Here is an 18,170-nt window from a genome sequence, read left to right as displayed (position 1 = left end):
CGGCCCGGCTCGGGAGGTAGAACGTGACCGAAGGGTTGCTCGATGTGCTTGAGGGTGTCGGCGGGCGCACAGCCCGCCCTGCCCGGGCGGGCCGGCACAACCGCCGCTCGAGTGTTGCCCGGCACATACTCCGGCTGCTTGGGGCGCGCCGCGGTCGCCCGGCGCACCTGGCCGGATACGGTCTGCCGGATCTGTCGTCGCATTACCACGATCTGGACGGTGCCGCTGCGTGCCTGGCCGAGGCTGCCCGCGAGCTGGTTCCACGCTATGAGCCGCGTGTGGCGAGGGTGGCGGTCCGGGCGTGGCCTGCACCGGTGGATGCGGGCTACGTGCTGGGGTTGCGGTTGTATGCGCAGCTTCACTGCGGGGATGGGGTGACGCTGGAGTTGGCGGTGGACGGGAACGCCGCCGTGCATCTGCTGAACGGAGATGAAGATGGATCTGAGGCGTGCGTTTGAGCAGGAGATGCGCCGGCTGAGTGAGGCCGGCGCGGCCTTCGCCCGGGCCTTCCCGACGGAGGCGCGCATGCTCGGTTTGGAAGATCCCAACGATCGTGATCCGTATGTGGAGCGACTCCTCGAGGGAGTCGCCTTTCTGACGGCCGGTGTCCACGCCGAGCTCGCCGCCGGGGTCGAGGATCTCCATCAGCAGCTGCTGCACCTGGCTGCCCCGGAACTGGCCGAGCCCTGGCCCAGCGCCACGGTGCTGGCGTTCTCGGCGGATGATGCGGTGGTCGAGCCCGTAGCGTTGCCGAGAAACACTGAGGTTTGGTCGGCCACCGAGTGTGCCGAAGGGGTGGCGATTCCCTTCGTGACGCTTGCGGCCGGAACCGTCGAACCCATCGAGGTCGAGCGCGCCGAGTGGTTGCCGGGTGACGAGGGCGGCAGCGAGGTGCGCTTGGTGCTTCGATTCTCGAAAGCCGACGCTGGAGCGCCCGAGCCGCCGGCGAACCTGCCTCTGTTCATCGACGCCGAGGCGGGTCTCTGGGAGCGCCTGCGTGCGGCCCTGCTGCACGGCACCCGCCGGGTGCGGATTAGCCGTGGTGACGGGGAGCCGGGGCGGATCATCGGCGGTGGAGAACTGCTGACCCCGTGGCCGGTGGCGGGTGTCCAGGCGGGGGCGGGCGAGCCGATCGTCGCCGCTCTGGACCACTTTCGGTGTTTCTTTCTGGCCCGGCCGCTGCTCGCTTTCATCCAACTGAGGGGGTTGGACGGGGTGGAACTGCCGGCAGGGAGTCAGCGCCTGGAGGTGCGTTGCGAAATGAACTGGCCTGCGCCGGCTGCCGCGGCGGGGGTGCAGCAGCTGCTGCGTGCCAATTGCCTGCCGGCCGTCAACAGTGGGTCCGCCGAAGCCGAAGCGCAGTGGATCGAGGGTGGCCCGGGGCCTTATAGCGTGTGCAGTGACGCCGATGGCCCTGGCTGCCGCATCGTCCACCAGGTGCTCGACTTGCGTTTGCGGGAGGCGAGCAGTGGACGAGTTCATGTGTATCAACCGCCCTGGCAATCCGGGCTGGACCCGGAGCCGACTGGGATGTTCCGGGTCCAGCGTCGCCAGCAGGGGGGCGGCGAGGATGTGGCCGTGCGCCTGGACGCCCCGGCGGGTCCGGGTACGCTCGGGGCCCGGGTGCGGTATTCGCACGGCGATCTGCCGCGGCGCTGCCTCGGCCGGGGCGACGTCAAGCAGCCGGGGACGGGGGTGCCTGACGGGGTGGCGGTGACCAACCTGCGGCGGCCGAGTCGTTTCCAGTGGGCCGCTCTGGAGGTCGGCCGGTTCCAGGCGTTGTCCCGTCTGATTCGGGGCGATGCGGAACGATGGGCGACCCGGGAGGGCATTTTGGAACTGGTCGCTGCTCTGGCGGATGCGCCGAACAGCGCGGCGGCCGAGGCCTGTCGGGCCGCGTTGCGCGATGTGACCTGCCGCCCGACGGTTCGGGTTCGGCAGGGCGTGGTAGAGACGGGGCTGCATGTGGTCCTGGAGCTCGACCCGCGACCGTGGCGGGACCCGGGTGAGGCGTATCTCTTCGCGGAGGGGGTTTATCGGGTGCTGGCCGCCTGGGCGCCTCTGGATCGGTTCGTGGTCTTGGGGTTGCGCCTGGAGACCGGCGATGAGGTCGCGCAGTGGCCACGGAGCTGAAACCGGCGGAGTCCGCCGTGGCGCGGGTCGTGACCCGGGGCGCGAGGCTGGGGCTGCGGGAGGCAGTCTGGCAGCTCGAGCAGGCCGGCCTGTCGGCGCTGGGTGCTGGCGAGTCCGGTCCGGGGTATCGCATCGAGCCGGCGGCCGAATGGACCTTCCCGGCAGCTGAGATCCGGCGCTGTCGGCGGGTCGGTGACCGGCGGGTCGTGATCGAGGCCAACGTGCTGGCCCTGCTCGGGGCGGAAGCGCCGCTACCTGGCTACTGGCTGGAGTTGGCGGCGCGCGAGGATCCCGTCGGTGAGCGGATCCGTTCCCTGCTGCGCACGCTGAATGCCTCGGTCTATGCGGGGTTGCTGGCGGGGTGGCGGGCGCTGGACGGGCCAGCGTCGTCCGCTCCTTGGGCACAATCCCTGGCGGCTCTCGGAACCGTGCCGGAGCGGGGGCTGGGCGGCCTCGATCTGCACCTGGCCCGACGTCCGAGCCGTGCCGGCCTGCGTTGCCTGTTGCAGCGGGTGATTGGGGAGCAGCGAGTGGCAGTGGCGGACCGGCAGCCGGTCGCGCAGCGGCTTGACGAGCGGCCGCTGGGCGGCGGACAGGCGCCGCGGCTGGGCGATGGTTGGGGGCTGGGCGGCGTTGCGATGGTCGCCGGCGGGCTCGTGGGTGTGCGGGTGGGGCCGGTGCCCCCGGCCACTGCGTCGGCGCGGGTTGAACAGGCCCGCGCCAGGCATCTCGGGGCGTGGTTGCGCCGCTACCTCGGGCCGGTGGCGCAGGTCCGCGCGCGCATCATCGCCGCCCCGGGCCGGTTGCCTGCGTGGTACCTCGGCGCGTCCGCGCCCCTCGGCGCGGCCACGTGGGTCGGCGAGTGGGCGGCTCGGGAGACGTCCTTGCCGTTCCCGGTATCGGTGTCGGCGGCTCCCGAGGCGAGAGCGAGAGGAGAGCGGAGATGATCAGTCATACCATGGAAGGCAAAGGCGCTGGACACGCCCTGTTCGGGATCCGACTCCCCGGAGTGGACCCGGCAGCGCTGCAGGTCGAACGGGTTGTCGGCCAACAGGCCCTGGAGGGCCTTGATCGCCTCGAGGTACGGGTGCGCGGTCCGATCGGGGATGAGGCCCACGGGTGGCCCGGGCAACTCGTGGCGGTCACCCTGGGGCAAGGGGATACCGCGCAAACCGTACATGGGTTTGTCAGCGAGGTGGTCCTGACCGGTGATGGCCCAGGACCGAGGGTGGCCAATCTGACCGTGCGCTCGCCGCTTTATCCGCTGACCGGCTCGTTCCGTCGTGCGGTCTATCGGAATTGCTCGGGGGTGGAGATCGCCCGCGATCTCCTGGACGGTGCCCTGCCCGGTGGCGTGTCCGTCGCGGTGGGCGTGGAGCGCTCGCTGCCGCAACGGCCTCTGGTGGTTCAGGGCGCTGCGGATGACCTGGCTTTCCTCGGCCGGGTGCTGGCCCGGGATGGCTGTTTCGCGGTGGTCCGGGATGCCGGAGGACGGGCTGAGGTGCGCCTCGTCGACCACCTGGCGCGGGCCGGTCTGGAGGATGTGGGGTTGGCGTGGTGTGCCAGCGGCGGACCGACGCCGCCCACGCGGGCGGTCATCTGGGATGTTGCTCATTGTTGCAGCCTGCAGCCAGGGCAGGTGCGGGTGGGCGGTTTCGATCCGGCGTTGCCCGATGGCAGCCGTGATGCCACGGCGGGCGGCGAACGGCATCGGGCGGCCGATCCGCTGCTTGGGCTCTACGGAGTTACCGCTGGCGGCGAGGCGGCCCATGCGGAGTGGGCAGAAGGGGTGCGCCAGGCGGCGGAGGTGCGGCGGCACCGGGTCGTGGCGGGTGTGGGGACCCCGGTGCTGCCCGGGATGCGGGTGGTGATTCGCGGGCACCCGGAAGCCGCCCTGGACGGCGTTTACTGGGTGTACAACGTCGAGCACGAGGGCGATCAGAGTGCCGCCATCCACGGTGGGGGCGGCGTGGACCGGGTGGATTACCGCGGGCGGGTGGAGCTCCTGCCCCTCGATGCGGGCTATCGACCAGCGCCGGTCTCCCCGCCCGCCGTCCCCGGCGTAACCGTGGCACGCGTGGCTGGCGGTGACCCGGGGCGCGCGGAACTCGACGAGGCCGGGGCGTACCGGATTCGCCTGGCCGATGAGCCCGAGTCAGACGGTACCCCGCAGGCCGCCCCGCCCGGACCGCCGGTCTGGGCGGTTCAGCCGAGCGCCGGTGCCGACCATGGCCTCCACCTGCCGCTGCTACCCGGTACCCGCGTGGCGGTCGCGGGGTTGCATGGCGATCTTGAGCAGCCGGTCATCCTGGGGGCCCTCAGCGGTCAGGACCAGCCGGGCCCAGTGAGCAGCGACAACTCCCACCAGCACCTAATCGAGACCCCGGCCGGGCAGCGATTGCTTCTTGATGACCGGCCCGGGGCCGAGCGCGCGGAACTGGCGGTGGGCGAGGCGGCCCGGTTGACCCTGCAGGGGCGCGAGGATGCGCCGGGCGCCGCGCTCGAAGCCCCCGACGGTTGCCTGGAGTTTGCAAGTGGTGGCGAGCAGCGTCTGCGCAGCGGCGGCGATCAGCGGCTCGATGTGGCCGGGACCTATCAGGTGAAGGTCGAGGAGAGTTGTCACCTCGAGACGGAGAACGGGACATTGCGCTGGTTCGCCGGGGAGACCCTGCGCCTGGAGACTGGCCAGGGGGATCTGCTCCAGGAGGCCGCGGAAGGGGAGGTGGGCCTGGAAGCGGCGCAGGCGGTATCGCTGGATGCCGGCTCGGGGTTGCGGCTGGTCACCCGGCAGGGAGACGGCGACTGGCGCTGTGAAGGGGGAGCCCTGCACCTGGAGGCGGCCGGCGATGTCACCCTGGTGAGCACCGGCGGCGGGCGTCTGCAGGTCGGCGACGGGTTCGGTTTGCGCGTCGAGGACAGCGGTGAGGTCCGCCTGGAAGGGCAGCGGATTGAGCTCAGCGCCGACGAGGTGGTGATCGCCGCCGCCTGCATCGAGGAGGGGCGCTGATGGGGGCCGTGCCGCAGCCTCGTCCGTGGGCCGAGCTGGAGCTGGAAGGGAAATGCCACCCGCTGCGGGAGCTGTGGGGTGAGGAGATGCTCTCGCAGCCCTTTCGTTTCCGGGTCGCGGGGTACACGGCAGCGGGGGATCGGGGAGGGGGCGCTGGGGCCCCGGGGTGCACGGTTCGGCTGCGTTGGGGGGATGGTCTCGGTGGTTGGCGCTGCCTGGCCGGGCAGCTGACGGCTTGGCGGCGTGGGTCCGGCGCCGGAGGGGAGCGCGATCGCTTCGAAGCCGTCATTGAGCCGCGCCTGGCGCGGTTGGGCCTTGGTGGGGCCCACCGGTTCTTTCCCCGGATCAACCTGGAGGAGCTGACCCGTTGCTGGCTCGCGGGCGTCGGCTATGCGTGGGCCGATCCAGTCTGGCGGGTGAGTGAGGCGCCGGCGTGGCGACGGCAGGTGCTGCAGGCCGGGGCAAGCGACCTGCTCCTGTTGCAGCGACTCTGGGCACAGGCCGGCGTGACCTTGGCTTGGCAGGACGGGGTCCATGAGCGCCCGCTGTTGACCGACACGGCCGCAGGGTTTCCGCAGGCGGATGGGGCGCTGCGCTTGCCAGGGGGCGGGGCCGGCCCGGGCCTGACGGAGCCGGGTTGGTGTGTGCGGTTGCAGGAGACCGGCTCGCCGCGGCCGGTGCCGCCCGGGCTCGACGATGCGGTGGCGGTGCATCTGGCCCGTATGCGGCGCCAGGCGCAGGCAGCCCGGCGACGGTGGCTGGCGCTAGCGACTCGGCAGGTCGGGCCGCGTGCCGGGTTGCGGACGCCAGTGCTGGTGGTCGGGGAGGGTGGCGACCGCGAAATCGCGGACTGGGGTCGCTGGTACCTGATTACCCGGGTCCGTCACAGCCTCTGGTGCGAGGACGATACGGTTGCGGATGCAGCGCTCTTCGGGTACCGGGCCGAGCTTGAGGCGGTGCCGGAGGTTGTCGGTGCCACGGCGCTGCCGTACAGACCGCCGGAGCCGGCCCAGTTCCCCCTGCGTCAGCCGGTACCGGCACGGATTTGCACCGATGGTGGTCGGTTGGTGGCCGGGGATGAGCGGCGCAGCGGGTTGGATCTGCCCGAGTCCGTGGTGCGCCTGCTGCCTTTGCCGCGCGGCGGGGGCCGCAGTGGTTGGCACGCACCGCTGGTCGACGGGGAGCGGGTGCTGGTGACCTGCCTGGATGGCGATCCGGACGCGCCGGTGATCCTCGGCAGCCTGCCGGTCTCCGGTCAGCGGCATCCCGCCATCGAAAGCGGTGGCCGTGTGGCGGCCTACGCTACGCGCGCCGGCCGCGGGGTGTTCTTCCCCGGGGCCGGAGACCGTGGGGACAGGCACTCCGCCGGTGCGGTGCTCGATGCCGGGGATGGCGGGGCGAGGGCGCTTGCGGTCAGGGGTGGTGCGGACCACGGGCACCGTGTGGCGCTGGATGCCGGGGCGGGGCCGCTCGAGCTCCTTGCCGGTCCAGGAGGCCTCCGCGAGCGTGCCGGTGCCCGGCGCCGTGAACGGGTTGGTGGGAGTCGGCGGGTTTCGGCGAAGTCCGGGGTCGCCGGTCGGAGCGAACGGGCAACCGCCGTGCAGGCCACCGGGCCGGTACGCCTTGGCGGTGCCGGCGGGGTGGCGGCCCGCTCCGGTCGGGATTTGCACCTGCGGGCTGGCGACACGCTTCGGGTTCTGGCCGGCGACGGAACCCGGCTGCGGACCCGGCGCGGCGATGGCGACTGGCAGGTGGAGCGTGGCGATCTACGCCTGGTGGCGGGCGGGGACGTGTCCCTGCGAAGTCGGAACGGGACGGTGACCCTGCGTAACGCATCCGGGTCGGCAGGCATCGCCGTGGATGCAGATGGCGTGATCCGGATCTGGGGGTGGCGGGTGGTGCTCGACGCCGAGGACGCGCTGCGCCTCGACGCCGAGGTCCACTACCGGGGCGGCAGCAGTTAGCTGGCCCGCTTGTGACGCTTGCGCTCGCTCTCGGTGAGCAGGCGCTTGCGCATACGGATGGATTCCGGGGTGATCTCGACGAGTTCGTCGTCGTTGATCAGCTCCAGCGCGTACTCCAGGGTCAGCTGCATGGGCGGAGTGAGGATGACGTTCTCGTCGCTGCCGGCTGCCCGGACGTTGGTCAGCTCCTTGGCTTTGAGCGGGTTGACCGTCATGTCGGCATCGCGACTGTTCAGGCCGATGAGCATCCCCTCGTAGACCGGGTCGTTGGGCGAGACCATCAGGCGTCCGCGCTCCTGCAGGTTGAACAGCGCGTAGGCGACCGCCTTGCCGTCGTTGCCGGAGATCATCGCCCCCTCGCGGCGTTGGCCGACTTCCTTGTCGCTCCGGGGACCGTAGTGATCGAAGACGTGGGTGAGGATGCCGGTCCCGGAGGTCAGGCTCATGAAGTCCGTCTGGAAACCGATCAGGCCCCGCGCCGGGATGGTGTACTCGAGGCGGACGCGTCCGTTGCTGTCGACCTGCATATCCTGCAGGCGGCCGCCGCGCTCGTTGAGGGCATCGATGACCGCGCCCTGGTGGTCGCTTTCGATGTCGGCGACCAGGTGCTCGTAGGGCTCTTCGGTGCGGCCGTCCTCGCCGGTGCGGGTGATGACCGCTGGACGGGAGACGGCGATCTCATAGCCCTCGCGGCGCATGTTCTCGAGGACCACCGACAGGTGGAGGAGCCCGCGGCCGGAGACGTGGAAGCGGTCCGGGTCGTCGGTGGCCTCGACGCGCAGGGCGACGTTGGACTTGAGCTCACGGTCGAGGCGCTCGCGGATCTGGCGGCTGGTCACATATCGTCCCTCGCGGCCGGCGAACGGCGATTTGTTGACCTCGAAGCCCATGCTCACCGTCGGTTCATCCACGGTAAGCGCCGGCAGCGCCTCCACCTGCTGCGGGTCGCAGAGCGTGTCGGAGATGTCCAGCGGGTCGATGCCGGTGATCGCCACCAGGTTGCCCGCGTCGGCGGATTCGATCTCCACCCGCTCCAGGCCGAGGAAGCCGAGCAGGGTCTGGATCCGTCCGCTGCGCTGGTTCCCCTCGCGGTCGACCACGGTGACCGTAGTACCCGGTGTGACGTGGCCCCGTTTGATCCGACCGATGCCGATCTGCCCCAAGTACTTGGAGTAGTCCAGGGTCGTGATCTGCATCTGGAAGGGGCCGTCGCTGTCGACCTGCGGGGGACGCACCTGGTCGACAATAGTCTGGAACAACGGCGTCATATCACCGCTATCGATACTCGGCTCCTCGCCGGCGTATCCGCCCAGAGCCGAGGCGTAGATGACCGGGAAATCCAGCTGTTCTTCGGTGGCGCCCAGGTCCGCGAACAGGTCGAAGGTCTGGTCGATGACCCAGTTGGGTCGTGCGCCGGGCCGGTCGATCTTGTTGACCACGACGATCGGCTGGAGCCCGAGGGCGAAGGCCTTCTCGGTAACGAAGCGCGTCTGCGGCATCGGCCCGTCCTGGGCGTCGACGAGCAGCAGCACGGAGTCGGCCATGGAGAGCACGCGCTCGACCTCGCCGCCGAAGTCGGCGTGGCCTGGGGTGTCGACGATGTTGATCCGGTACCCCTGCCAGTCGATGGCGGTGTTCTTGGACAGGATGGTGATGCCCCGCTCGCGCTCGAGGTCGTCGCTATCCATGACCCGCTCGGCGTCGCCGCCGCGGGCGTCGAGGGTGCCCGACTGCTGGAGCAGTTGATCGACCAGGGTCGTCTTGCCGTGGTCAACGTGGGCGATGATGGCGATGTTGCGGAGGTTTTCGACCATTCGGTTTACCAGGTTCCAGTGTTTTGCATCGAGGCCCAGGGTTCCTGCTCGGGCAGGGGGTCACCGGCCTGTAGCAGCTCGATGGAGATCCCGTCCGGGGAACGGATGAAGGCCATGTGGCCGTCCCGGGGCGGGCGGTTGATGGTGATGCCGGCGTCCAGTAGACGCTGGCAGGTGGCGTAGATGTCCTCGACCCGGTAGGCCAGATGCCCGAAGTTGCGACCGCCGGTGTAGGTCTCCGGGTCCCAGTTCCAGGTCAGTTCCAGCATGGGGGCCTTCTCGGCCCTGGCGCGCTCGACGTCGTCCGGGGCCGCCAGAAAGACCAGCGTGAAGCGGCCGCGCTCGCTCTCGCGGCGGCTGATCTCGATCAGGCCGAGCTTGTTGCAGTAGAAATCGAGGGAGGCCTCGAGGTCGCTAACCCGGACCATCGTGTGCAGGTACTGCATGGTACCGCGCCTCTCAAGCGCTTGCCGCTAACTGGTAACCGCGCAGTCTAACAGCTTCCCGAGGGCCCCCGATATGACCGCCGCCGCCGACTGGCGCCGGGCCCGGCCAAGCCAGTACCATGAGCGCGTCAAGTCGTCCGGGGCCTCTTTTGCGCAAGTTTCGGAACAACAGCTACAGCGGAGGACGTCCCAACTGGCGGATCATCGCCAGTGTCCTGCCCTACCTGAACGAGTTCCGGAACCGGGCGCTGCTCGCCCTCGCCCTGCTGGTGCTGGCCAAGGTGGCGAACGTGCTGGTTCCGGTGGCGCTGAAGTTCCTCGTCGACCATTTGGACGAGGTTCGGGGCACCGCCGAGGCGGCGCTGTTCGTACCCCTGGCTCTCGTGCTCGGATACGGCCTGCTGCGCTTCGCGTCGACGCTGTTTCAGGAGCTACGGGATGCCGTCTTCGCCCGGGTGGCCGAGCGGACCATGCGGAGAGCGGCGCTGCGCGTGTTCGAGCACCTGCATCGGCTCGACCTGGGGTTCCACCTGGCTCGACGGACCGGTGCCCTGGCCCGTGACATTGAGCGCGGCACCAGCGGCATGTCGTTCCTGCTGCGCACCCTGGTGTTCAACATCGGGCCCACCCTCCTCGAGGTAGCGCTGGTGGCGCTGATCCTGGCCATCGCCTTCGACTGGAGCTTCGTGCTCACGGTGATGCTGGCCGTGGCCCTCTACATCGCCTTCTCGCTGGCCGTGACCGAGTGGCGCACGCGTTTCGTGCGCGAGGCCAATGAGATGGACAACCAGTCGAACACCCGGGCCGTGGACAGCCTGCTCAATTACGAGACGGTCAAGTACTTCAACGCCGAACGTTACGAGGCGGAGCGCTACGATCGCGATCTGGCCGCCTGGGAGCAGGCACGCATCAAGCACCGGCTCTCGCTGGCCGCCCTTAACTCCGGTCAGGCCTTCATCGTGGCCGCGGCGATCACGGTGATGATGGGGATGGCCACCCTCCAGGTCCTGGAAGGGCGCATGAGCCTGGGCGATCTGACCATGATCAACGCCTACCTGCTGCAGCTCTTCATCCCCCTCAACAACCTGGGGTTCGTCTATCGGGAGATGCGCGAGTCGTTGATCAATATCGAGCGCATGTTCGGCCTCATGGACCAGCACCCGCAGGTGCCCGACCGGAGCGATGCAGTGCCCCTGGCCCCGGATGGCGGACGCATCCGCTTCGAAGGTGTACGTTTCGGCTATCAGCCGGACCGGCCCATCCTGCGCGGCGTCGATTTTACGGTGGAGCCGGGCCAGAAGGTGGCCCTGGTGGGACCCAGCGGGGCCGGCAAGTCGACCATCGCCCGGCTGCTGTTCCGCTTCTATGACGTCGATGACGGGCGGATCACGATCAATGGCCAGGATCTGCGCGACGTGACCCAGCACAGCCTGCGTGCCGCGATCGGGGTGGTGCCGCAGGATACCGTGTTGTTCAATGACACCATCCGCTACAACATTGCATATGGGCGCCCGGACGCCAGCGAGGCCGAGATCCACGAGGCTGTGCGCCGGGCGCATCTCGACGGGTTCATCAGCGAGTTGCCCGAGGGGCTGGATACCCTCGTCGGTGAGCGGGGCCTGAAGGTCTCGGGTGGCGAGAAGCAGCGCATCGCCATTGCCCGGGTGCTGCTCAAGGACCCGCCACTGCTGATCCTCGACGAGGCGACCTCGTCGCTGGATTCCGCCTCGGAGCGTGCCATCCTGACGACGCTGCAAGAGGTGGCCGCGCAGCGCACCACGCTGGCAATTGCCCATCGCCTGTCCACCATTCAGGACGCTGACCAGATCCTGCTGATCGATGGCGGCACGATCATCGAGGCGGGGACCCACCGTGAACTGCTCGACCGTGACGGCGCTTACGCCCGTCTGTGGCGCTATCAGGAGGGCGTGGCTCGATGAGCGCTTCGCACGATCTGCACTGCCATTCCACCGCCTCGGACGGGCACCTGACGCCGGCGGCGGTGGTCCATCGCGCGGCGGACCAGGGCGTGACCACCCTGGCGCTGACCGACCATGACACGGTGGCGGGCCTCGGCGACGCGCAGGCGGCGGCCTCGACTGCAGGGATCCGACTGATCGCCGGGCTGGAGCTGTCGGTGCTCTGGCAGGGCCGGACGTTCCATGTCGTGGGCCTCGGGGTCGATCCGGGCGAGCCCGGGCTGCAGGATGGTCTGGCGCGGATGCAGCGGGCCCGGCAGGAGCGCGGCGAGGCCATCGGCGAGCGCCTGGAACGTGCCGGACTCAGTGGCGCGCGGGAGGGCGCACGGGAGGCGGCCGGCACCGCGGAGATCACCCGGGCGCACTATGCGCGGTGGTTGGTCGAGAGCGGTAATGTGCGTGGCTACGAGGAGGCATTCAAGCGCTACCTGCGTCGTGGCCGGGTGGGCTATGTGCACGGCGATTGGGTGGCCATGGAGGAGGGGATCGAGTGGATTCGCCGGGCCGGGGGCATCGCGGTCCTCGCCCATCCGCTCGGCTACGATCTGACGGGGGCGTGGATCCGGCGGACGCTGGATGCTTTTACCGCGGCGGGGGGCGAAGCGATGGAGGTCGCCTGCGGAACCTCGCCCGAGCCGCGCCACGTGCAGCAGCTCGGCGGATGGTGTCGGCGGTATGCGTTACTGGCCTCCAGCGGCTCGGATTTCCACGGTCCCGGTCATCCGAGCCGGGAGATCGGCGGTGCGCCGGCCCTGCCGGCCGATTTGCCCTCGGTGCTGGAGGCACTCCCCGAGCGGGGAGGGTGAACGACACCCTTGGCCCGGTCGGCTCCGAGGGTGGCAGGGCGGGCACCTCGCGCCATGGCTCGTCTTGCGGTATGGTCTATCCTTAAGCGGAAGGATAGGTGATCACAGTGATAGCTCGGTGTTGGCTGGCAGGTCTGTTGATGGTCCTGGCGGGCACGAGTTTCGCGGCGGGTGCCGAGGAGTTCGAGCCGCCGATCCCCGGTGAAGAGGCGCCGACGGAGCCGGGATCCACGGCCGACCATACGAAGTTCTCCCTGCTGGAGGGGCCGTTCGAGACCGGTCCCGAGGTGACCGAAGCGTGTCTGCAGTGCCACACCGAAGCGGCGAAGCAGGTCCACAGCAGTATCCACTGGACTTGGACCTACGAACAGCCTGAAACGGAGCAGACCCTCGGCAAGCGCTACGTGCTCAATAATCTGTGCATGGGGATCGCCGGCAGCTATGAGCGCTGCTCCTCGTGCCATGTCGGCTACGGCTGGGAGGACCGGCACTTCGACTTCACGGCCGAGGAGAAGGTCGACTGCCTGGTCTGCCATGACACCACCGGCGAGTATGTGAAATTCCCCACTGCGGCCGGCCATCCGCCCTACGAGGACACCGAATTCCGCGGCATCCTGTTCGAGGCGCCGGATCTCGCCCATGTGGCTCAGAACGTCGGAGACACCAGCCGTGCGACCTGCGGCAGCTGCCACTTTGAGGGTGGTGGTGGCAACGCCGTTAAGCACGGCGATCTCGACAGCTCACTACTTGACCCGCCGCGCTCGGTCGATGTGCATATGACGCCGGAGGGGGCGGACTTCAGCTGCTCGAACTGCCACGAGTTCACCGGCCACATCCAGAGCGGGAGTCGTTACCACCTGACGGTGCCCGACTACGACGACGCGCCGATTCCGGCTCGGCCACAGGACAAGCCCGCGTGCGTGGCCTGCCACGGCAGCGAGCCGCACGAGGGACGCATCCACGACAAGCTCAACGCCCACGGCGATTTCATCGCCTGTCAGACCTGTCACGTACCGGAGATCGCTCGCGGCGGTTATCCGACCAAGACCCTTTGGGACTGGTCGGAGGCCGGTCGGCTGGATGACGACGGCCAGCCTGTCGTCGAGAAGGACGACGAGGGGCGCGTGATCTACGACGGCATGAAGGGCGTGTTCGAGTGGAAGGAAGACTACCCGCCGGACTACCGCTGGTTCGACGGCAACATGGTCTACACCCTGCCGGACGATACCATCGACCCCGATGGCGAGGTCCCCGTCAACCGGCCTCAGGGGCGACCGGGCGAGGGCGGCGCCAAGATCTGGCCGTTCAAGATCATGTACGGCAAGCAGCTCTACGATGCCGAGCATCATACGCTCCTGGTACCGCAACTCTTCGGCAAGGAGGGCGATGATGACGCGTTCTGGCGCAGCTACGACTGGGACCGCGCCATCGAGGCCGGCATGGAGGAAGCGCGCGCCGTCGGTCAAACCGAGGTGGCCTACAGCGGTGCGTACGGCTTCGTCGAGACGCGGATGTACTGGCCGGTCAACCACATGGTTGCGCCGGCGGAGGCGAGTGTGGCCTGCGTCGATTGTCACAGTCGCGACGGCCGCATGGCCGGTTTGGAAGGGGTCTACGTCCCGGGCCAGGATCGCCACCCGCGGATTGAAGCGGTGGGCTGGGCGGCCGTCTGGCTGACCTTGTTCGCGGTGCTCGGCCACGGCGGCGTGCGCTACTATCTCTACCGTCGGGAGCGCCCCGACGGCCGATCGGGCGAGGAGGGGGAGGGCTCGTGACCCAAGTACGTATCTTCACCCGTTTCGAGATCTTCTGGCACTGGGCGCAGGCCGTTCTCATCTTCGGGCTGCTGCTCACGGGTCTGGAAATGCACGGCAGCTACTCGCTGCTCGGCTTCGGCGCCGCCTTCTCCACCCACATCGTGCTCGCCTGGGCACTGATCGGGCTGTGGGCCTTTGCCATCTTCTGGCACCTGACCACCGGGGAGTGGCGGCAGTACGTACCGACCGGCAGTGGTTTGGGCCGCACTGCGGGCTACTACGCTTACGGCATGTTCTCGGGTGAGGCGAAGCCCTTTGCCAAGTCGCCGTCGGCCAAGCACAACCCGCTGCAGCGGCTTGCCTATTTCGGGTTCAAGGCGGCGATCGCCCCGGCGCTGTGGATCTCCGGACTGCTGCTGCTTTTTTACAACTTCTGGAACGACACCCTCCTCGGGGCGCTCCTGCCCCTCGGGGCCGTTGCCGGCGTCCATCTCGCCGCGGCTTTTGCCATGATCGTCTTCCTGATCGGGCACATCTACATGGCTGCGACCACGGGCAACCCCTGGTACGAGTACCTGCGCGCCATGGCCACCGGCTATCACAGGGAGTAGCCGTTGCCAGCCGCCCGGGCGCCCCCGCGGGTGGCTTGGGCGGTGTGGTGGGGCGACGCCGCGGATGGTAGCGTCAGGGCATGCGAAGCTTGATCCCACCCCTGGTTGTCGGGCTCGCAGCGATTCTCGGGCTGGCCCTGTCGTTGGCGGCCGGGGCCGGCGAGTCCGAGACCGACGTCGAGTTGCCGCGGTTCCCATCGATCAGCCCCGACGGCGAGCAACTGGTGTTCAGTTGGGGCGGCGACCTGTGGCGGGTCAGCGCCACCGGCGGGACCGCGACCCGGCTGACCGGCCATCGTCTCGACGATCTCCATTCCAGTTGGTCCGCCGACGGGCAGAAACTGGTCTTCGCCTCCTTGCGTGACGGTTATCTCAATCTCTGGCGCATGCGACCAGACGGAACCGGGCTGCAGCAGGTTACCCACGGCGATCGCTTCCTGCGCAGCCCCGGGTTTGGTGTGGACCGCGACGGCGAACCGCTGATTACCTTCTCGGGGCAGCTGGAGGCCGACGTTTACCGCGACCAGCGCCCCTATGGCGTGGTGCCAGATGGCGGTGAGCCGCAGCGGCTGCACGACGCCTTCGGATCCGAACCGAGCGTCTCCCCGGATGGCCGCCACGTCGCGTTTACCCGGGGAGGGGCCTATCACGGCTGGAGTCGGCGGCACTACCGCGGTCCGGACGCCCGGGATCTATGGCTGTACGATCGTGACGAGGATGCCTTCGCTGCCCTGACCCGGCGCAGCGAGGGGGATGACGGGCGCGCAAAGTGGCTGGACGATCAGACGCTGGTCTTCCTCTCGGATCGGGAAGACGACACGGTGAATCTCTTCCGCATCGGCCTGGAGGGTGAGTCCGGCGGTGTCGAACGCCTGACCGACTTCGATCAGCGTGACGTGCAGGCGTTCGACGTGGCCCCGGAGGCGGGCCGGGCGGTGCTCCAGGTCTGGGACCGGCTCTACCTCCTCGATCTCGAGGCGGCGGATCCCGCTCCGGAGCCGGTCGCCCTGCGCGCTGGAGATCCGGGACATGACCGCTACGAGCTGCGTTCGGTGGGGCGCCAGGTCAGTGAGGCGGCGCTGAGCCCCGACGGCCAGGTAATGGCGTACATTGCCTACGGCCGGGTCTACATACGGCACATGGACGAGCATAGCCCCACGCGGCCCGTCACCCCGGACACCCACGCCCGTCACCAAGACCTGCGTTGGTCGCCGGACGGGTTGCGGCTTTACTTCACCCGGGATAGCGGGGACTCTGAGTCGATCTACACCGCTGGGGTGGCCCTGACCCGCGGCGAGGTCCGTCGGGGCTGGGTGAGCCCGGCAGAGGCTGATGCATCCGCGGGCGTGGAGCGGTCCCCCGAGGCCGGGGAGCGGCCCCCGGTGCAGGAGGGCAACGGCAACGGTGCGGCGTCTGATCCGGACGACCCGTTCGCGCCCACCGATCCGGTGGACCCGCCGCCGGAACCGGGCGATCCGCGCCTCGACCCCGGACCCACGGACCCGGTTTCGCCGCCGGAGCCCGACCCGGAGCCGGCCCCGGAGTCCGAGCCGTTATCCGCCTTGGAGGCCGATTCGGTGCCTCCGGCTGCGGATCCGGAGCGCTGGCACGACGCGCTGCAGTTCACCGTGCGACCGCTGGTTGAGACCGAGGCGAACGAGCGCGATGCGCGGCCATCCCCGGACGGGACACGGATCGCGTTTCGCCGGGGCCGTGGAGATCTCGTTGTCCAGGGCATCGACGGGAACGAAGCGCACACGCTGGTCGAAGGTTGGGATGCCACCATTGACTGGCGCTGGTCGCCGGACGGCCGGTACATCGCCTACGCGCAGAACGATCTGGACTTCAGCGCCAACATCTTCATCGTCCCTGCCGACGGCTCGGCGGACCCAATCAATATCACGCGCCACCCCCGCAACGACCTCAACCCGCGCTGGTCCGCCGACGGGCGCGTGCTGACGTTCGTATCAAACCGCAGCGGCGATAGCTACGACCTCTACCGGGTCTACCTGGATCCGGATCTGGCGCGTTACAGCCGCCTGGAGCTCGATCGCTACTATCGCCGCGGGCGCGAGGCGCAGCAGAAGCGTGAGCCGCTGCCGGTCCTGGCCGCCGGCAGCGTGGATGTTACGCGGGACGACACGGGTGCCGAGGATCCGCCGGAGTTTGATCTGCAGGGGGCGTGGCGGCGGGTCGAGCGGGTGAGCCGCGCGGCGGGCAACGAATACGCGAACCGGATGACCCCCGCCGGCGACCGCTACGTCTTCAACAGTGCCGGCGAGGGGCTGATGGTCATGAATTGGGACGGCAGCGAGCGCCGGCGCCTGGGGCCCGTGGCCAATATCCAGCACCTGAGCCTGCGCGGCGACCGGGTGGTGTACGTCGCCGGGGGGCGCGCCGGCGTGGTGCAGCTCTCCGGCGGTGAGCACCAGCGCCCCGACATCAGTGACCGGATCCGCATCGACCGCCAGGCCCAGGCCGTCCAGAAATTTCGCGAGGCGGCGCGCGTCATCGAGGAGGGTTTCTACCAGCCGGACCTCAAGGGGCTGGACTGGGGGGCGCTGGTGGCCGACTACGAGGCGCTGATCCGCCGGGCGCGGACGGCCAGCGAATTCAGTGACATCGCCAACCGCCTGATGGGGGAACTGGCTGCCTCGCATACCGGCGTGAGCAATCCGGGGCCCGGATCGGCGCTGCGCGAGCCCTCCGGTCGGTTGGGCATCCGCCACGAGCGCGTGGCCCTGGCCGATGGCCGTGCGGGGTACCGGGTGCGTTCGGTGATTCCCGACGCGCCCGCCGCCCACGGACCCATGCCCCTGCAGCGCGGCGATACCATCGTGGCTATTGACGGGCGGGACCTGGATCCGGACGAGACCCTTCTCCAGCGCCTGCGCGGCCGGGTCGGTGACGAGCTGCTCATCGCTTTCCGCCGCCCGGAGGCCGACGGTGACGGCAGTCGGCTGCTGCACACGTTGGTGACCCCGGTCGACTATCCGGCGCTAGCGGAGCTGCGCTACGACGCCTTTCGGGAGGAGCGCCGCCGGCTCGTCGAGGATCGTTCCGAGGGCCGGCTCGGGTACATTCACATCCAGGCCATGAACCAGGCCTCCCTGGAGGCCTTTCAGGGGAGCCTGTACGCGGCGGCCGACGGAAAAGAGGGGCTCGTAATCGATGTGCGCAACAACGGTGGTGGGCACACCACGGACCGGATCCTGACCTCGATCATGGCGGCGGAGCACGCCTACACCGTGCCCGCAGGAGCCGATCCGGGGCGCACCGGACACTACCCGCAGGACCGCCTGGACGCCCCCCGCTACACGCTGCCGATCAACATGGTTGCCAATCAGAAGAGCTATTCCAACGCCGAGATCCTGGCGCACGCCTTCAACACCCTGGAGCGGGGGACCCTGGTCGGTGAGCAGACCTACGGCGGCGTGATCTCTACGGGGCGGCACACCCTGATCGATGGCGCTACGGTGCGGCGCCCCTTCCGCGGCTGGTACCTGCCGGACGGCACCGATATGGAGCACCACGGCGCCGAGCCGGAGATCCGGGTCCGTCAGCGCCCGGAGGATGAGGTGGCGGGGCGTGATCGCCAGCTCAAGGCGGCTGTGGACGACATGCTCGAGCGGCTCGGCGACCGCGAGTGAGTC

The 18,170-nt window shown here is 69.3% G+C and carries 12 protein-coding genes; 10 read left to right on the top strand and 2 right to left on the bottom strand.

Features of this window, described 5'->3' with window-relative positions; translation table 11 throughout:
- Window positions 1-23 precede the first annotated feature (23 nt).
- Genes tssE through LRF89_RS01115 form a run of 5 tightly spaced genes read left to right on the top strand, consistent with a single transcriptional unit; the run spans window position 24 to window position 7,104 of the window.
- Window positions 24-458 (top strand): type VI secretion system baseplate subunit TssE, encoded by a 435-nt coding sequence (gene tssE, locus LRF89_RS01135; protein WP_201167772.1) that lies wholly within the window; start codon window positions 24-26, stop codon window positions 456-458.
- Window positions 436-2,133 carry a type VI secretion system baseplate subunit TssF gene (locus LRF89_RS01130; RefSeq protein ID WP_201167769.1) on the top strand — a complete coding sequence of 566 codons (1,698 nt, stop codon included), beginning with the start codon at window positions 436-438 and terminating at the stop codon, window positions 2,131-2,133. Before tssE ends, LRF89_RS01130 begins: the two co-directional genes overlap by 23 nt.
- Complete coding sequence (locus LRF89_RS01125; protein WP_238635314.1) at window positions 2,118-3,080, top strand: type VI secretion system baseplate subunit TssG; 963 nt, start codon at window positions 2,118-2,120, stop codon at window positions 3,078-3,080. The genes LRF89_RS01130 and LRF89_RS01125 overlap by 16 nt, the downstream gene beginning before the upstream one ends.
- Window positions 3,077-5,140, top strand: a complete 2,064-nt coding sequence (locus LRF89_RS01120) for a contractile injection system protein, VgrG/Pvc8 family (protein WP_201167763.1) — start codon at window positions 3,077-3,079, stop codon at window positions 5,138-5,140. Before LRF89_RS01125 ends, LRF89_RS01120 begins: the two co-directional genes overlap by 4 nt.
- A complete protein-coding gene (locus tag LRF89_RS01115) occupies window positions 5,140-7,104 on the top strand; it encodes a contractile injection system protein, VgrG/Pvc8 family (RefSeq protein ID WP_238636452.1) in 1,965 nt (654 codons plus the stop codon). The genes LRF89_RS01120 and LRF89_RS01115 overlap by 1 nt, the downstream gene beginning before the upstream one ends.
- Here the strand turns inward: LRF89_RS01115 and typA are convergent.
- Both typA and LRF89_RS01105 read right to left on the bottom strand, forming a co-directional pair.
- Window positions 7,101-8,918: a translational GTPase TypA gene (gene typA, locus LRF89_RS01110; protein ID WP_201167746.1), complete on the bottom strand. Its 1,818-nt coding sequence runs from the start codon at window positions 8,916-8,918 to the stop codon at window positions 7,101-7,103. The genes LRF89_RS01115 and typA overlap by 4 nt on opposite strands.
- 5 nt (window positions 8,919-8,923) lie before the next feature.
- The gene (locus tag LRF89_RS01105; RefSeq protein ID WP_201167744.1) at window positions 8,924-9,364 is read right to left on the bottom strand and encodes a VOC family protein; all 441 of its coding nucleotides are present in this window, start codon (window positions 9,362-9,364) and stop codon (window positions 8,924-8,926) included.
- A gap of 119 nt (window positions 9,365-9,483) precedes the next feature.
- On the opposite strand from LRF89_RS01105, the gene LRF89_RS01100 reads away from it, so the two are divergent.
- The 5 genes from LRF89_RS01100 (at window position 9,484) to LRF89_RS01080 (ending at window position 18,167) form a co-directional block, all read left to right on the top strand.
- The gene (locus LRF89_RS01100) at window positions 9,484-11,304 is read left to right on the top strand and encodes an ABCB family ABC transporter ATP-binding protein/permease (protein WP_370645259.1); all 1,821 of its coding nucleotides are present in this window, start codon (window positions 9,484-9,486) and stop codon (window positions 11,302-11,304) included.
- Window positions 11,301-12,149, top strand: coding sequence for a PHP domain-containing protein (locus LRF89_RS01095; RefSeq protein WP_201167739.1), 849 nt, complete (start codon window positions 11,301-11,303; stop codon window positions 12,147-12,149). Before LRF89_RS01100 ends, LRF89_RS01095 begins: the two co-directional genes overlap by 4 nt.
- A 140-nt stretch (window positions 12,150-12,289) precedes the next feature.
- Window positions 12,290-13,924 (top strand): tetrathionate reductase family octaheme c-type cytochrome, encoded by a 1,635-nt coding sequence (locus LRF89_RS01090; RefSeq protein ID WP_207190259.1) that lies wholly within the window; start codon window positions 12,290-12,292, stop codon window positions 13,922-13,924.
- The gene (locus LRF89_RS01085) at window positions 13,921-14,517 is read left to right on the top strand and encodes a cytochrome b/b6 domain-containing protein (RefSeq protein WP_201167738.1); all 597 of its coding nucleotides are present in this window, start codon (window positions 13,921-13,923) and stop codon (window positions 14,515-14,517) included. The genes LRF89_RS01090 and LRF89_RS01085 overlap by 4 nt, the downstream gene beginning before the upstream one ends.
- 80 nt (window positions 14,518-14,597) lie before the next feature.
- Window positions 14,598-18,167: a S41 family peptidase gene (locus LRF89_RS01080; protein ID WP_238636451.1), complete on the top strand. Its 3,570-nt coding sequence runs from the start codon at window positions 14,598-14,600 to the stop codon at window positions 18,165-18,167.
- Window positions 18,168-18,170: the final 3 nt, after the last annotated feature.

Origin of the sequence: Halorhodospira sp. 9621, from assembly GCF_022228055.1 — a bacterium.
Taxonomy (GTDB): domain Bacteria; phylum Pseudomonadota; class Gammaproteobacteria; order Nitrococcales; family Halorhodospiraceae; genus Halorhodospira; species Halorhodospira halophila_A.
The sequence above is the reverse complement of the archived record's forward strand: the minus strand, read 5'-3'. Positions and strand labels throughout refer to the sequence as shown.

Coding starts and splice junctions, on each gene's coding strand:
- LRF89_RS01130 (WP_201167769.1), top strand. CDS start 436: ATGGATCTGAGGCGTGCGTTTGAGCAGGAGATGCGCCGGCTGAGTGAG.
- LRF89_RS01120 (WP_201167763.1), top strand. CDS start 3,077: ATGATCAGTCATACCATGGAAGGCAAAGGCGCTGGACACGCCCTGTTC.
- LRF89_RS01115 (WP_238636452.1), top strand. CDS start 5,140: ATGGGGGCCGTGCCGCAGCCTCGTCCGTGGGCCGAGCTGGAGCTGGAA.
- typA (WP_201167746.1), bottom strand. CDS start 8,918: ATGGTCGAAAACCTCCGCAACATCGCCATCATCGCCCACGTTGACCAC.
- LRF89_RS01105 (WP_201167744.1), bottom strand. CDS start 9,364: ATGCAGTACCTGCACACGATGGTCCGGGTTAGCGACCTCGAGGCCTCC.
- LRF89_RS01100 (WP_370645259.1), top strand. CDS start 9,484: ATGAGCGCGTCAAGTCGTCCGGGGCCTCTTTTGCGCAAGTTTCGGAAC.
- LRF89_RS01095 (WP_201167739.1), top strand. CDS start 11,301: ATGAGCGCTTCGCACGATCTGCACTGCCATTCCACCGCCTCGGACGGG.
- LRF89_RS01090 (WP_207190259.1), top strand. CDS start 12,290: ATGGTCCTGGCGGGCACGAGTTTCGCGGCGGGTGCCGAGGAGTTCGAG.
- LRF89_RS01080 (WP_238636451.1), top strand. CDS start 14,598: ATGCGAAGCTTGATCCCACCCCTGGTTGTCGGGCTCGCAGCGATTCTC.